This window comes from Marinobacter sp. NFXS9 (assembly GCF_040148665.1).
Classification (GTDB): Bacteria; Pseudomonadota; Gammaproteobacteria; order Pseudomonadales; family Oleiphilaceae; genus Marinobacter_A; species Marinobacter_A mangrovi.
Map to the genome: position 1 here is coordinate 134,328 of NZ_JAGDDW010000003.1, position 15,206 is coordinate 149,533.

The following is a 15,206-nucleotide window of genomic DNA, read 5'->3' on the forward strand; positions in this document are numbered from 1 at the left end:
TAAGACGCACGGAACGACGCATGAGCCAAGACACCATCTCAGTACGTGACATTGCCCGACAACTGCCCGGCGTGGTCCGCCGGGCACCGGCCATCGCCAAGGGGCTCTACTACTATTCCATCAAGAATGACCAGAAGGAGCTGACCCTCGGCACCCTGATCGAGCACAACGCCGAAAAATACGGGTCCCGGCCGGCGGTCCTGTACGACGACCGGCGCCTGACCTACACCGAGTTCAACGCCTGGGCCAATCGCATCGCACATTACCTGCGCGCGGCGGGCCTGACCCGGGGCGACAGCATCGCCATCTTCCTGGAGAACCGGCCGGAACTGTTGGCCATGGTGGCCGGCGCCGCCAAGATCGGCGTGGCCTGCGCGATGCTGAACACCTCCCAGAAAGGCAAGGTACTGGCCCACAGCATCAACCTGATCTCGCCCCAGATGATTGTGGTGGGTGAAGAGCTGGTCGATGCCTTTGAAGGCGTGCGCGACGAGGTGGCTCTGGGTCACGACCATCCGTACCTGTTCATGCCGGATACGGACTCTCTGAAAGACTTCGGCACCACGCCGCAGGGCTACATCAACCTCGCCGAGCAAGTGAGTGTTTACCGGGGCGACAACCTGACGGTGAAGGATCGTCCCAGACTCGGTGATACGGCTGTCTACATTTACACCTCCGGCACCACGGGCCTGCCCAAGGCGGCCCCCGGGTCCCACCGCAAGTTCATCAAGGCGTATGGCGGTTTCGGGCTGATGACCCTGAACATGGGTCCGCAAGACGTGCTGTATTGCACCCTGCCGCTGTATCACGCCACCGCCCTGCTGGTGTGCTGGGGCTCGGTCCTGTCCGGCGGTTCCGCCATAGTCGTGCGCCGCAAGTTCTCCGCCAGCGCCTTCTGGGACGACATCCGTCGATACGGCGCCACCACGTTCGGCTATGTAGGCGAACTCTGCCGCTACCTGCTGAACCAGCCGGCCAGTCCGAACGACCGTAATCACACGCTGACCAAGATGATCGGCAACGGCCTGCGACCGTCGATCTGGAAGCCCTTCAAGGAGCGCTTCGGGATCGAGACGGTGGCCGAGCTCTACGCCTCCAGCGAGGGCAACATCGGCTTCAGCAACTTCTTCAACATGGAGAACACCGTCGGCTTTTCCACCGCGCCGTACGCCCTGGTGAAATACCACGAGGGCACCCGCGACCCGATCCGTAACGCCAAAGGCCGCATGGAAAAGGTCAAATCCGGCGAGCCCGGACTGCTGCTGGGTGAAATCACCGCCAAGTGGTCATTCGAGGGCTACACCCAGAAAGAAGCCACGGAAAAATCCATCCTGCGGGATGTCTTCAAGAAAGGGGACGCCTGGTTCAACACCGGCGACGTCCTGAAGGAAATCGGCTGCCGGCACCTGCAGTTCGTCGATCGCATGGGCGACACTTTCCGCTGGAAGGGCGAGAACGTCTCCACCACCGAAGTGGAAAACATCATCGACGAATCCGGACTGGCCGAGGAGGCCATTGTCTACGGCGTGGAAATTCCGGGCACCAACGGCAAGGCCGGCATGGTGACGCTGGTTCCGCAGGACAGCAGCGTCGAGAGCTTCGACATCGACCGACTGTTCCGCTACCTGCAGGACAATCTGCCGCCCTATGCCATTCCGGTGTTTGTCCGCGTGACGTCCGCCATCGAGAAGACCGGCACGTTCAAGTATAAGAAGGTGGATTTGAAGAAAGCCGGGTATTCGGTGGATCGACCGGGCGAGCGGGTGTATGCCTGGTTGCCGAGAGAGAAAGGGTACACACTAGTCGACGAAGCGCTGGTGAAGCGGATTGATGGTGGGGAGGTCAGTTTTTAGATCTCCCCTCTCCCCCACCCTCTCCCGCAAGGGGAGAGGGAGCTTAAACTCGAGCTAGCTTCATGAGCTCCCCTCGCCCCTTGCGGGAGAGGGGCCGGGGGAGAGGGGAACGCGTCAACGAGACGCGCCCACTATCCTACTTTCAACACCACCTTACCCGTCGCCTTGCGCCCGGTCAGTGCGTTCAGCGCACCCACATAATCCTCAAACGCAAACGTCTCGCTGATCTTCGGCTTGATCTTGCCTTCCCCGTAGAGCTTCAGCAGATCCATCATGTTCTGGGCGCTGACGTCCGGCTCCATCCGGGTGAAGTTGCCCCAGAAGACGCCGATCAACGCGCAGCCTTTCAGCAGGGTCAGGTTGGCAGGCACCTTGGGGATATCGCCAGCCGCGAAGCCGATGACCAGGTGACGACCGTTCCAGGCCATGGCGCGCAGGGCCTGTTCGGTGAAGTCGCCGCCCACAGGGTCGTAGATCACGTCCACGCCCTTGTTGTTGGTCAGCTTCTTGACCGTCTCTTTCAGCGGCTCTTCGGAGTAGTTGATCAGTTCGTCGGCACCCGCCTCTTTGGCGATGGCCAACTTCTCGGCACTGCTGGCCGCGGCGATCACGTGAGCGCCCATGGCCTTGCCCAGCTCTACCGTGGCCAGGCCCACACCGCCGCTGGCACCCAGGACCAGCAGGGTTTCGCCGGGCTGGATGTTGGCGCGCTGTTTGAGCGCGTGGTAAGAGGTGCCGTACACCATGGTGAATGCCGCCGCCTCTTCGTCACTCATACCATCGGGAACGGGCAGCAGGTTGGCTTCGGCGGCTACGATTTCCTCGGCGAAGGCACCGAACCCGGTCAGCCCCATCACGCGGTCGCCGGGCTTGAAGCGAGTGACCTTTTCACCGACTTCCATCACTTCCCCGGCCATCTCACCGCCCGGTGAGAACGGCATGTTGGGCTTGAGCTGGTACTTGCCCTCGATAATCAGGGTGTCCGGGAAGTTGAGACCGGCCGCCTTCACGCGAATCTTGACGCCACTGCCCTTGGCTTCGGGGGATGTCACATCTTCGATGACCAGCGTGTCAGCCGGGCCATATTCCTTACACAGGATGGCGCGCATGATGTCCTCTCTTGTTGTGATTGCTTCAACGAATGGATGTCGTCAAGCTAATGCGATTGACAGGATGAGGCAAATCAATATCGGTTATGCTCCTCCATCGATGATATTTATAGACAGGGAGAGTAAACGCACATGATGTACGCGTGGACGGCGATTTTTGCGGCGGTGTTGATCTGGTCCGGCATTCAGCCGACCGACCGCATGACCTGGGTTTTGGAAGTACTGCCGGCCGTGATCGGCGCTGTGGCCCTGGCCGTCACCCGCAAACGGTTTCCGCTGACGCCCCTGCTCTACGGCCTGATCCTCATCCACTGCATCATCCTGATGGTCGGCGGGCATTACACCTACGCCGAGGTGCCGCTGTTCGACTGGCTGGGCGATGCCTTTGGCTGGGAACGCAACAACTACGACAAACTGGGCCATTTTGCCCAGGGCTTCGTGCCGGCGATGATCGCGCGGGAAATCGTTGTGCGTCGCGAAGTGATTCGCCCGGGCGCCTGGACCAGCTTCTTCGTGGTTTGCTTCTGTCTGGCGCTGAGCGCCTTCTATGAGCTGATCGAATGGTGGGTGGCGTTGGCCAGCGGACAGGATGCTGAAGCGTTCCTGGGCACCCAGGGCTACGTGTGGGACACCCAATCCGACATGCTTTGGTGCTTAAGCGGGGCCATTGTCGCGCTGCTGATCCTGTCCCGGGTGCATGACCGGCAGATACAGCGCCTGACTCCCCGCCTTAAAACAGGATAGTGCCAACCGCGACCAGCCCGATAATCACAACGGCACCGGCAATGAGCAGGGCGGCCTTTTCAAAGCGGTCCTGATTTCCGCGTTTCTCCGTGCCATCAAAGCCCTCAGGGCCTCGACGCAGGCAATTGATCATCGCCTGTGTCAGGGTACCGTCGAAGACGAACGGGTTGAATCGTTCCATGCCCGACTCCCGCAGCAGCGCCTTCACATCCGCTTCAATCGGCACGTATTTCATGGACCAGTCCGGGAAGGAACGCTTCTGGATCGGCTCTTCCAGAAGCAGCGTCACGTCTCGATGGCGCTCGTCATCCCGCAGGCGGTTGAACAGGTCATGAACCGCTTCCGATTCCCCTTCCAGGCACTGGAAAAAGAAGCCGTCACCAAAATAGAGCCCACCCACCAGGCCCTGCTTGGGGTTATTCCGGCGGGAACTCATCAGAATACGCGCCACGTGAGGCTCCACACCCTTATCTTCCGGACGCGGATTAAAGTTGGCCCTGCTGGCGTAGGCCAGACGGATCAATGCCATGCCTGAACTCCTGCATCAGGTTGGATCGAAAAATCATTAACCTGAATTTTTACAGGCGTCTACGGGATTTGGATCACATGATTGCGGAAAACGGCTACCCAAACGGGATGAAGCAACACCGCTTTTCCGGTATCCTGCGCGCCCTTCTGATCATTCAATGAACAACCCGAACGAGTCTGCCGCGCTTTACGGCCTCATTGACCGGCTATTGATATGAATTCGCCCGATTTTATCTATTGGCTTGAAATCATCGGCATCGTTGCCTTCGCATTGTCCGGAATGATCGCCGCCCGCAAGGCCAATATGGATCCGGTCGGTGTCTTTACCATCGCCTTTATCACCGCGCTCGGTGGCGGCACGCTGCGAGACATTATTCTCGGTAACCATCCGGTCTACTGGATCCGCCACGAGGAAATGCCCCTCCTGATCCTCGCCATGGCGATTCTGTTCACGCTTTGCCGCCCCCTCTACCGGCTCCGCGAATCCCATATTGTGCTTCCGGATGCCATTGGCCTCGGTGTTTTTTCCCTTCTGGGCGCCCAGTTTTCGCTCGATCTTGGCCATTCCTGGTTCATTGCCTCGCTGCTCGGCGTCATCACCGGCACCTTCGGCGGTGCCCTGCGCGACAACCTGTGCAACCAGGTGCCCTTCATTTTTCGCAAGGACCAGCTCTACGCCTCCATTTCATACGCGGGATGCTGGCTATACTTCGTGTGCCGATGGGCACTGGATAACGAAACGTTTGCATTGGCCCTCGGCCTGCTGTTTATCGTGGCGATACGCCTGCTGGCCGTGCATTTCGACATCCGTCTCCAACGCGATGCCCAAGGCGACGAATGACGTGGGAGATTTGGCGAACACAGAAACGACCGCTAAGATGCGCGGTTTTCCAGGGCCGGGATGTCCTGATCCAGTGACCCTCAGGGACAGAAAACAACCGATTTATTCATCATTCCAAGGCTGACCCATGCTCGAAAAACTGTTCCAGCTCAAGGCCCATGGCACTGACGTGCGTCGTGAGGTTATCGCCGGTGTGACCACTTTCCTGACGATGGCCTACATCATTGTCGTTAACCCCAGCATCCTATCCGCGACGGGCATGGATTTCGGGGCGGTGTTCGTCGCCACCTGTCTTGCGGCCGCCATCGGCACGCTCATCATGGGGCTCTGGGCGAACTACCCGATCGCCCTCGCGCCGGGCATGGGCCTGAACGCCTTTTTCTCCTTTACCGTCGTTGGCAGCATGGGCTACAGCTGGCAAGTGGCGCTGGGGGCGGTGTTCCTGTCGGGTTTCATTTTCTTCCTGCTCAGCGTGTTCCGCATCCGGGAATGGATCATCAACAGCATTCCCATGTCGCTGCGGTTCGGCATTTCCGCCGGCATCGGCTTCTTCCTGGCGCTGATCGCCTTCAAGAATGCCGGGATTGTCGTCGATAATCCGGCAACGCTCGTTGGCCTGGGCGATCTGGAAAGCCTGCACAGCCTGCTGTTCTTTGCCGGCTTCCTGCTGATCTGCGCCCTGTCCTACCGCCAGGTCACCGGTGCCGTCATGATTGGCATCATCGCCGTGACCTTGGCGGCCATGATCCTGGGTCAGGTAGAGTACGACGGTTTCGTCTCCGCACCGCCCAGCATCACGCCGACTCTGGGACAGCTTGATATTGCCGGCGCCCTCAATGTGGGGCTGGTCAGCATCGTCTTCGCGTTCCTGTTCGTGGATCTGTTCGACACGTCCGGCACCTTGATTGGCGCCGCACAGCGTGGCGGCCTGCTGGACAAGGACGGCAAACTGCCGCGTCTGGGTCGGGCGCTGATGTCCGACTCCATCGCCACCATGTCCGGCGCCGCCCTGGGTACCTCGACCACCACCAGCTACATCGAATCCACCGCGGGCATTACCGCCGGCGGCCGCACGGGGCTGACGGCTGTGGTTGTAGCGCTGCTGTTCCTGGCCTGCCTGCTGCTGTCGCCGATCGCCAGCATTATCCCGCCCTACGCCACGGCACCGGCCCTGCTGTATGTGGCCGTGCTGATGACCAGCGGTCTCAAGCTGATCGACTGGGACGACGTGACCGATGCCGCACCGGCCGTGGTCACCGCGCTGATGATGCCGCTGACCTTCTCCATCGCCAACGGCATCGCCATGGGCTTTATCACCTATGCCCTGCTGAAGATCCTGAGCGGCCGCTGGTCGCATCTCAACGCCAGCGTTGTGATCATCGCCCTGGTGTTCATCTTTAAATTCATCTTCCTGAACGGTTAAGCGAGGTCGGCGCCGGAGGTTTCCGGCGCCCGCCCCAAAAGGCAATCCCATGGATTATTTTTCCGAAAGCATCAAACAGGCGATTCGCACTGTGCCGGACTGGCCCAAGCCCGGCGTCCAGTTCCGTGACATCACCACGGTGCTGCAGGATCGCACCGCGTTCCGCAAACTGATCGACGCCTTTGTCCACCGCTATCACAGCCAGGACATCGACGCGATTGCCGCCGTGGACGCCCGCGGATTTATCATCGGTTCCGCCCTCGCCTACGAGCTCAACGCCAGCCTGGTGCTGGTGCGTAAGAAGGGCAAACTGCCGTTCGATACGCTGGTGGAAGATTACGAGCTGGAGTACGGCACGGCGTCTGTGGAGATCCATAAGGACGCGTTCAATCCGGGCGACAAGGTGGTGCTGGTCGACGACCTGATCGCCACCGGTGGCACCATGCTGGCCGCAGCCCGCCTGATTCGACGCATCGGCGCCGAGATCTTCGAAGCGGCGGCGATGATCGATCTGCCGGACCTGGGCGGCTCGGCCAAATTGCGCGACGAGGGCCTGCAGGTCTACACCGTCTGCGAATTCGCCGGAGATTGATTTCAGACAATTGATTCCCATTCCCGGTAGTGGCACTGTGCTGTCCTCCATTGTGTTTGAAGGACAGCACTGCCATGCATCCCTACCAGCATCTCTGGCACACCGGTAACCCGATTGAACTGCCCCTGGGCAAGATCGTTTGCGTCGGCCGCAACTACGCCGCCCACGCCAGGGAACTGAACAATCCGGTCCCTGATACCCCCCTGCTGTTCATGAAACCGGCCACCGCGGCCACCGCTCTGGAGCAGCCTGTGCGCCTGCCGCAGGGCCGGGGCGACGTGCATTTCGAAACTGAGCTGGCGGTCCTGGTCGACAAGCCCCTGACGAACGCCACCGAAGCCGACGTCCGCGATGCCATTGTGGGCTATGGCCTGGCGCTGGATCTGACCCTGCGCGATGTCCAAAGCCAGCTGAAGGCGAAAGGCCAGCCCTGGGAACGCGCCAAAGCGTTCGATGGTGCCTGCCCGCTGTCGCCGTTTGTGCCGGCCGATGCGGTGGACCACGGCGAACCGATCCGCTTTACCCTGGACATCGACGACCATCGCCAGCAGACCGGTACCACCGCCGATATGCTGTTCCCGATCGTGCCGCTGATCGCCCACATGAGCGAGCATTTCACCCTGATGCCCGGTGACGTTATCCTGACCGGCACGCCGGAAGGCGTTGGCCCGCTCTACCCCGGCCAGAAGCTCAGTCTGGCGCTGGGCGAGAGCATGATGGTGGAAACCAAGGTCGTTTAAGACTCACCCGCGACACTTCACCCATGTGATGCAGGCCCTTCGCCGGGGCCTGCCGGCCGCGCTAGACTCAGTTTCCCGGGCAGTCGTATTGTTCAACGGGTGACCGCGGCAGCAAAGCGGTCGACAAAGGGAGCGCGCAGAGACTCATGGCCAGGAAACCAGTCACCACACGCCGCGGACGTTTCGTGAAGCTCGCCGGGATGACCGCGTCCGTCGCCGGCCAATACGCCGGACAACGAGCGCGCCGCCTGTTTGGCCGCGAAGACGACGAAGCCGCCCGCAGCGAACATTACACCCGCATGGCGGGCCAGATCGCCGACACCCTGGGCGAGCTCAAGGGTGCGGTCATGAAGGTCGGCCAGATTGCCTCCCAGACCCAGGATTTCCTGCCCAAGGAGTTTTCCGACGCCCTGCAGAAGCTGCAGAAAGAAGCGCCCCCGATGCCGTTCGAGGTCATCGTTGAGCAGATCGAAACCGAACTGGGCAAAACCATCGGCGAAGCCTTCGAGTACCTTCAGGAAACACCTTACGCCGCCGCCTCGATCGGCCAGGTGCACCGGGCCCGGCTGCAATCCGGCGAGGATGTGATCGTCAAGGTCCAGTATCCCGGCGTGGACGAATCCTGCGACTCCGACCTGCGCCAGCTGCGCACGGCCCTGCGCCTCGGCGGGCTGCTCAAGATGCCAAAAGAGAGCGTGGACCAGCTGTTCGGCGAGATCCGTGAGCGTTTGCAGGAAGAGCTGGACTACGAGAACGAAGCCCGCAACCTGCGCCAGTTCCGGGAATTCCACGCCGACGATGCCAAAGTCATCATTCCGGCGGTCATCGACAGTCATTCAACGCGCCGCATCCTGACCCTCGAACTGGTGGAAGGCGACCACATCAGCGAGGTCACGGCCGACCGCTACGACCAGGCCACCCTCAACGACATTGGCACCCGCATCTTCCACACCATGGCGGACCAGTTGTTCCGTTTCCACGCCATCCACGGCGACCCACACGCCGGCAACTTCGCCTTCCGCCCGGACGGCACGCTGATCATGTACGACTTCGGCTGCGTCAAGAAGCTAAAGCCGGCCATCGTCGAGGCCTATCGCAAGGCCCTGATTGCGGCCCTGAATGAAGATTACGAAGCCCTCGACCGCCACCTGATCGACCTGGGCGCCCGCGTCGGGAGCCAGCCGGCGGTGGACGAAGACTACTACGCCATGTGGCGGGATATCCTGATCAAACCTTTCGACACCAACGCCCCTTACGATTTCGCCCAATCCGAGATCCACAAGGACGTCGCCGCCAAGACCACGACGGTTTTCAAGTACCTGGATTACTTCAAGCCGCCGGTGGAAAGCATCTTCATCGACCGGATGATTGCCGGCCATTACTGGATGATGAAGCGTCTCGGGGTGCAGGCGGCGTTCCGACCCGAGTTGGAAGCCTATCTTCACCCTAAGCGCCGTAAAGCACGCTCGGCGACGGAAAGCGGTTAGGAAACGCCAGCCACGCTCACACCGCTTGGCAAGCCGCGCTTCAAGCGGGACAATCGGTCCCCTAAACCGATACCCGAGCAGGAGTTTTCCATGAGCAACGACCAACCCGGTCAGCCGCAACAGCCCAGCAGTGAGCTGGACGAAGACGCCATCGCCTTTGCCGAAGGCATTTTCGACCTGGCCCGCAATGGCGGCACCCAGATGCTCGCGCCGCTTCTGGATGCCGGGGTGCCGCCGGACATCCGGACCAGCAGTGGCGACAGCCTACTGATGCTGGCCAGCTACCATGGTCATCTGGAAACCACCCGTCTGCTCCTGGAGAAAGGCGCCGATCCTGACCTACCCAATGACCGTCTGCAGACCCCGCTGGCCGGCGTCGTCTTCAAGGGAGAGATGGCGATCGTGAATCTGCTGCTGGAAAAAGGGGCCGGCGTGGATAGCCGGCCCGAAGGTGCCAAGACACCGTTGATGTACGCAGCGATGTTCAACAATGCAGAGATGGTCGAGCGTCTACTCGAAGCGGGCGCTGACCGGGACGTGGTCGACGCCGAAGGCAATACCGCCTTGTCCCTGGCCAAAGCCATGGATGCGGGGGATGTCATAAGATTGCTGGAAGCGGATTAAGACCCGGCACCTCGTCGCCGGTGCCGGGTTAATACGAATCAGGCAGCCGTCACGCTTCCTCGGCGGCCTGTTTGCGCAGCAGGAAGCGCTGGATCTTGCCGCTGGAGGTCTTCGGCAACTCGGTGACGAACTCGATTTCCCGTGGGTAGGAGTGAGTCGACAGCCGCGTGCGCACATGCTGCTGCAGCTGTTCGGCCAGATCGTCCACGCCGTCGAATTCCGGCCGGGTGACCACGTAGGCTTTCACGATCGCGCCGCGCTTTTCGTCCGGCTTGCCCACCACGGCACTTTCCACCACCGCTTCGTGCTCCAGCAGGCAGCTCTCTACTTCCGCCGGACCGATGCGATAGCCCGCCGACGCGATGATGTCGTCGTCCCGGCCGGTATAGGAATGGGAACCGTCACCGTTGCTGACCACCACATCCCCGGTCAGGTAGTACTTGCCGCGGAACGGGTCCTTCTCGTCCCAGGTGTAGCCCTGGAAGAAGAACAGCGGGGATTGCTCGCGATCCACTGCCAGCTCACCGGTCTCGCCCGGCGCCACTTCATTCCCCTGGGCATCCAGCGCCACCAGCCGGTAGCCGGGAATCTGGTAGCCCATGCTGGCATCGCGATGGGTGTGTTCCAGTTCGTGGAAGTTGGCGGACGTCATGCCGGTTTCGGTCTGACCGTAGTGGTCGCAGACGACGCAGTCCAACGCCCGCTTCACCCACGTTATGACTTCCGGATTCAGCGGCTCTCCGGCGCTGCTGGCCACCCGCAGGTCGATTTCCGGGTAATCCTTCAGAAGATTCTCGTTCGCCTTGAGCAGCCGGTACGCCGTCGGCGCCGCCGCCAGGTTGGTGATGCGGTACTTGCGCAGGAACTCGAAGGTGTTTTCCGCGGTAAACCCGGCTTCGTTGAAGTGGGTGGTACAGCCCAGCAGCAACGGCCCCACGATGGCGTAGTAAAGGCCATAGGCCCAGCCCGGATCCGCCACGTTCCAGAAGTTGTCGGACGGGCGCAGCCCCACGGCGTAGCGCATGTACATGTAGAAGGCCGGTAACGCCCGGACCGGGACCGCCACGCCTTTGGACTTGCCGGTGGTCCCGGAGGTGAACATCTGCAGGAAAGGCTCTTCCGGGCCCAGCTTGACCGGCTCGAAGGTGTCCGGCTGCTTGGCCATTTCTTCCCCGAACAGGACGTCCGGCGTGCCGTCGACCGCGTCGCGACTGTCGGCAACGAGCATGGTTTTCGGCAGCCCTTTCACGTCGGCCAGTTTGGGCCACTGGGCCGGGTTGGTAACGATCAGCTTCGATTGTGCCTTTTCCAGACGGTATTCGATCGCCCCGGAGCCAAAGGCGGTAAACAGCGGCTGGTAGACCGCACCGGCCCGCAGGGTGCCCAGCACACAGATCAGCAATTCCGGCGTTCGGGGTAACAGGCAGGCGACCCGATCACCGCGGCCAATGCCCTGGGATTTGAGGAAGCCGGCAAAATGGGCTGCCTTCTTCTGCAATTCAGCAAAGGTCATTTCGCCAGAGGTGCCGTCGGCACGTTCGTAGCGCAGCCCAACCCGTTCCGGATCGTCGGCGTGGCGGTCGCAGATTTCCTCGCAGACGTTCAGGCCGTCGTTATAATCGCCCCGGAACTGCTGTAAGATCGGGTCCACCGAAAACGTCTCAGCGAACACATCGTAGCGGGTTGCATCCATACTGATTCACCTTGTTCTTGTTGGTCTGATGACGTCAGATTAGGCAACCCCCGATGGGAACAGAATGACAGGATCGGGCAGATAACTTAACAAGTTTTGCGCGGGCCCCGTGCATGAAATCGGCAGACTCAACCTCCATGGATAACCTGACCTTCTCGCCCCATTACGCCCGGGCCGCCCTGCGCGGACTGGAAGCGGCGAAAGGCAACTGTGACGCCCTGCTGCGAAGCCGTGGCATTGACCCGGACCTCGTCCGCGAACCCCGCGCCCGTATTCCCACCGACCAGTTCATCCGCCTGTTCCGGCTGGTCTGGAAGGAACTGGACGACGAGTTCATGGGCCGCACCACCCATCCCTGTCGGGTCGGCCATTTCCACCTGATGGGCTCGCTGGTGGTGCACAGCGCCAACCTGGAAGAGGTGCTTTACCAGAGCATTCGCTGCTACCGGCTGTTCTCGGACGACATCGAGATTTCGCTGAACCTGGACGGTGAAGAGGCAGAACTGAGCCTGACCCACCACCATCCCGAACTGGACCCGGACCAGTTCCTGGTGGAATGGCTGCTGATGGTCTGGCACCGGCTGGTGGGCTGGCTGATCGGCCGCAAGATCGTGCTCAGTCACGCCACCTTCAAGCACCCGCTGCCGGGCCACTTCGACGAATACCGCTTCGTCTTCCCCTGCCAGTGCTATTTCGAGCGCAAGCGCAACAGCCTGTTTTTCAGCAAGAACTACCTGACCATGCCGGTGGTGCGCACATCGGAGGAACTGGATGAGTTTATCCTGAGTTCGCCCCGGGACCTGATGATCTGGACGGCGGACGACGACAGCCTCAGCACCCGGGTGCGCCGGCTACTGGAGACCTGCGAGGACTCCCGCCTGCCCAACCTCGACTGGGTGGCGGACCAGTTGCACATGACGTCCTACACGGTGAGTCGCAAACTCAAATCCGAAGGCAGCGCCTACCAGCAGATCAAGGACAACCTGCGCCGGGACCAGGCGGTGATCATGCTGACGCGGCAGAACCTGAGTGTGGCGGAGATTTCGACGCAGTTGGGGTTTGCGGAGCCGGGAGCGTTTTCGAGGGCGTTCAAGCACTGGACGGGGCTGAGTCCGCTGGCTTACCGGCAGCAGGATCAGTAAAGCGCGGTATCCGAGCGCGGGATGCGGTTCGCCAGGCGCACCGACATCCCACAAACAAGGCTTTCAGAGACGGGATCAGAGCAACTCAATCGCCACAGCCGTCCCCTCACCGCCACCGATACACAGCGATGCCACGCCTTTCTTCAGTCCCCGCTGTTTCAGGGCATGGATCAGCGTCACGATGATCCGTGAACCGGACGACCCGATCGGATGTCCCAAGGCGCAGGCTCCACCGTTGACGTTCACCTTGTCGGCATCCAGCCCCAATTCGTTGATGGCCAACAGCGCCACCACGGCGAACGCCTCGTTCACCTCGTACAGGTCCACGTCGTCTTTCGACCAACCGGCCTTGTCCAGCACCTTCTGGATCGCGCCGATTGGTGCCAGGGTGAATTCCGCCGGCAGGCGCGCATGGGTGGCATGGGCGACGATGCGAGCCAGCGGTTTCAGGCCACGCTGGTTGGCTTCCGCCTCGCTCGCCAGCACCAGGGCCGAGGCGCCGTCGCTGATTGAACTGGCGTTGGCGGCCGTCACCGTACCGTCTTTCTTAAAGGCCGGCTTCAACGTCGGGATCTTCTCGGGGCGGGCCTTGCCGGGCTGTTCGTCGGTGTCGACTACCGTGTCACCGCCACGACCGGGCACGGTCACCGGCACGATCTCGTCCTGGAAACCGCCGTTCTCGATGGCCGCCAGCGACCGGTTCAGTGAGGCGATGGCAAACTCGTCCATGGCCTCCCGGCTGATCTTGTATTCGTCCGCGCTACGCTGGGCGAACACACCCATCAGGCCGCCTTCGTAGGCGTCTTCCAGCCCGTCGAAGAACATGGAGTCGATCACCTGGCCGTGACCCATGCGCATCCCCTCACGCGCCTTGGGCAGCAGGTACGGCGCCTGGCTCATGTTCTCCATGCCGCCAGCAATCATGACGTTATTCGTGCCCGCCTTGATCTGGTCGTGGGCCATGATGACCGCCTGCATGCCGGAGCCGCACATCTTGTTGACGGTGGTGCAGCCGGAGCTGTCCGGAATCCCCGCCGCGCGGGACGCCTGACGCGCTGGCGCCTGGCCCAGACCGGCCGGCAGCACACAGCCCATCACCACTTCATTGACGTCAGCCGGCACCAGGCCGGCCCGTTCGATGGCTGCCTTGATGGAGACCGCACCCAGCTCCGGTGAACGGACCGGGCTCAGCGCCCCCAGCATGCCACCCATCGGGGTGCGGGCGGCGCCAACAATCACGACATCTGAGTCAGACATAGCAAAATCCTCAATTCCGGTTATTTGCCCAGCAGGGAGCGGGCGATGACTTCCTTCATGACTTCGGAAGTGCCGCCGTAAATGCGTTGCACACGGGCATCGGTAAACGCCCGTGAGATCGGGTATTCCGTGGTGTAGCCGTAGCCGCCGAACAGTTGCAGGCAGCCATCCGCCACCCGGCACTGCATCTCGGTGGCGCTGTACTTGGCCATGGACGCGGTGGCGGCATCCAGCTCACCGGCGCTGTATAGCTCGATGCACTCGTTGATGAACGCCTGGTTGACCCGGTAGTCGGTCTCCATCTCGGCGATGCGGAAGCGGGTGTTCTGCAGTTGCTTGAGCTTCTGCCCGAACAGTTCCCGCTCATCGGCGTAGGCGATGGTCAGGTCCAGCGCGCCGCGGGCGGCAGCGCAGCCCAGAGCGCCGATCACCAGTCGCTCCCGCGGCAGTTCGGTCATCAGGTAGACGAAGCCCTTGCCCTCCTCGCCCAGCAGGGCCGAAGCGGGCACCCGCAGGTCCTCGAAGAACAGCTCGGACGTATCGCCGCAGTGCTGGCCGATCTTGTCGAGATTGCGGCCGCGACTGAAGCCGGGCAGCGACGCGTCCACGAGGAACAGGCTGATGCCCCGGGCACCGGCCGACGGATCGGTCTTGGCGGCAACGATCACCATGTCGGCGTGCTGGCCGTTGGTGATAAATGTCTTGGACCCATTGAAGATGTAGCCGCCGTCGCCGTCCGGCTTGGCGCTGGTGCGCATCGCCTGCAGGTCGCTGCCCGCGCCCGGTTCAGTCATGGCGATGGCGCCCACTGCGTCGCCGCTGACCAGCTTCGGTAGCCAGTGTTGTTTCTGTGCTTCCGAGGCGATGTTGGTCAGGTACGGCGCGACGATATCGGAGTGCACCATCACGTTGGTCGCCAGTGCGCCAAAGCCCATGCGTGCCAGCTCGGCACCAACGACGATCGAGTAGTCGAACGGCACGCCCACGCCGCCATAGGCTTCCGGCACGTCGACGCAGAGCATGCCGGCTTCGCCAAAGGTCCGCCACAGCTCACGCGGTACGATGCCTTCCTCGTCCCAGGCCTCGTAATGAGGCTGGACCTGGCTCTCCAGGACCTTCACCACCATATCGCGGAACATCGCCCGCTCTTCCGGTTCACGAATCGGTTTCATG

14 protein-coding genes are annotated in these 15,206 nt (G+C 61.7%); 9 read left to right on the top strand and 5 right to left on the bottom strand.

What is annotated here, in order from left to right; all coding sequences use genetic code 11:
* The first annotated feature begins 20 nt into the window (after positions 1 to 20).
* Positions 21 to 1,853 (top strand): long-chain-acyl-CoA synthetase, encoded by a 1,833-nt coding sequence (locus J3364_RS06495; RefSeq protein ID WP_349557563.1) that lies wholly within the window; start codon positions 21 to 23, stop codon positions 1,851 to 1,853.
* A 131-nt stretch (positions 1,854 to 1,984) separates the two neighbouring features.
* Here the strand turns inward: J3364_RS06495 and J3364_RS06500 are convergent, their stop codons facing one another.
* The gene (locus J3364_RS06500; protein WP_349557564.1) at positions 1,985 to 2,962 is read right to left on the bottom strand and encodes an NADPH:quinone oxidoreductase family protein; all 978 of its coding nucleotides are present in this window, start codon (positions 2,960 to 2,962) and stop codon (positions 1,985 to 1,987) included.
* A gap of 132 nt (positions 2,963 to 3,094) precedes the next feature.
* On the opposite strand from J3364_RS06500, the gene J3364_RS06505 reads away from it, so the two are divergent.
* Positions 3,095 to 3,706, top strand: a complete 612-nt coding sequence (locus tag J3364_RS06505) for a DUF2238 domain-containing protein (protein WP_349557565.1) — start codon at positions 3,095 to 3,097, stop codon at positions 3,704 to 3,706.
* Here the strand turns inward: J3364_RS06505 and J3364_RS06510 are convergent.
* Positions 3,693 to 4,235 (bottom strand): BLUF domain-containing protein, encoded by a 543-nt coding sequence (locus tag J3364_RS06510; protein WP_349557566.1) that lies wholly within the window; start codon positions 4,233 to 4,235, stop codon positions 3,693 to 3,695. The two genes, J3364_RS06505 and J3364_RS06510, sit on opposite strands and share 14 nt — an antisense overlap.
* A 213-nt stretch (positions 4,236 to 4,448) precedes the next feature.
* Between J3364_RS06510 and J3364_RS06515 the strand changes: the two genes are divergently transcribed.
* The 6 genes from J3364_RS06515 to J3364_RS06540 all read left to right on the top strand — a co-directional run bounded on the left by J3364_RS06515 (position 4,449) and on the right by J3364_RS06540 (position 9,941).
* A complete protein-coding gene (locus J3364_RS06515) occupies positions 4,449 to 5,075 on the top strand; it encodes a trimeric intracellular cation channel family protein (protein WP_203141654.1) in 627 nt (208 codons plus the stop codon).
* Between the two features lie 127 nt (positions 5,076 to 5,202).
* Positions 5,203 to 6,498: an NCS2 family permease gene (locus J3364_RS06520; RefSeq protein ID WP_349557567.1), complete on the top strand. Its 1,296-nt coding sequence runs from the start codon at positions 5,203 to 5,205 to the stop codon at positions 6,496 to 6,498.
* A gap of 49 nt (positions 6,499 to 6,547) precedes the next feature.
* Positions 6,548 to 7,090, top strand: coding sequence for an adenine phosphoribosyltransferase (locus J3364_RS06525; RefSeq protein WP_123632650.1), 543 nt, complete (start codon positions 6,548 to 6,550; stop codon positions 7,088 to 7,090).
* Positions 7,091 to 7,164: 74 nt separating this feature from the next.
* Positions 7,165 to 7,830 carry a fumarylacetoacetate hydrolase family protein gene (locus tag J3364_RS06530; RefSeq protein ID WP_349557568.1) on the top strand — a complete coding sequence of 222 codons (666 nt, stop codon included), beginning with the start codon at positions 7,165 to 7,167 and terminating at the stop codon, positions 7,828 to 7,830.
* 146 nt (positions 7,831 to 7,976) lie between these two features.
* Positions 7,977 to 9,317 carry an ABC1 kinase family protein gene (locus tag J3364_RS06535; protein WP_349557569.1) on the top strand — a complete coding sequence of 447 codons (1,341 nt, stop codon included), beginning with the start codon at positions 7,977 to 7,979 and terminating at the stop codon, positions 9,315 to 9,317.
* A gap of 90 nt (positions 9,318 to 9,407) precedes the next feature.
* A complete protein-coding gene (locus tag J3364_RS06540; RefSeq protein WP_349557570.1) occupies positions 9,408 to 9,941 on the top strand; it encodes an ankyrin repeat domain-containing protein in 534 nt (177 codons plus the stop codon).
* A 49-nt stretch (positions 9,942 to 9,990) separates the two neighbouring features.
* Here the strand turns inward: J3364_RS06540 and J3364_RS06545 are convergent, their stop codons facing one another.
* Positions 9,991 to 11,634, bottom strand: coding sequence for an AMP-binding protein (locus J3364_RS06545; RefSeq protein WP_349557571.1), 1,644 nt, complete (start codon positions 11,632 to 11,634; stop codon positions 9,991 to 9,993).
* Between the two features lie 137 nt (positions 11,635 to 11,771).
* On the opposite strand from J3364_RS06545, the gene J3364_RS06550 reads away from it, so the two are divergent.
* Positions 11,772 to 12,776 (top strand): AraC family transcriptional regulator, encoded by a 1,005-nt coding sequence (locus J3364_RS06550; protein WP_349557572.1) that lies wholly within the window; start codon positions 11,772 to 11,774, stop codon positions 12,774 to 12,776.
* Between the two features lie 75 nt (positions 12,777 to 12,851).
* Here J3364_RS06550 and J3364_RS06555 read toward each other — a convergent pair whose 3' ends face one another.
* Positions 12,852 to 14,033 (bottom strand): thiolase family protein, encoded by a 1,182-nt coding sequence (locus J3364_RS06555; RefSeq protein WP_349557573.1) that lies wholly within the window; start codon positions 14,031 to 14,033, stop codon positions 12,852 to 12,854.
* Between the two features lie 20 nt (positions 14,034 to 14,053).
* A complete protein-coding gene (locus J3364_RS06560) occupies positions 14,054 to 15,205 on the bottom strand; it encodes an acyl-CoA dehydrogenase family protein (protein WP_349557574.1) in 1,152 nt (383 codons plus the stop codon).
* Between the last annotated feature and the right edge of the window lies 1 nt (position 15,206).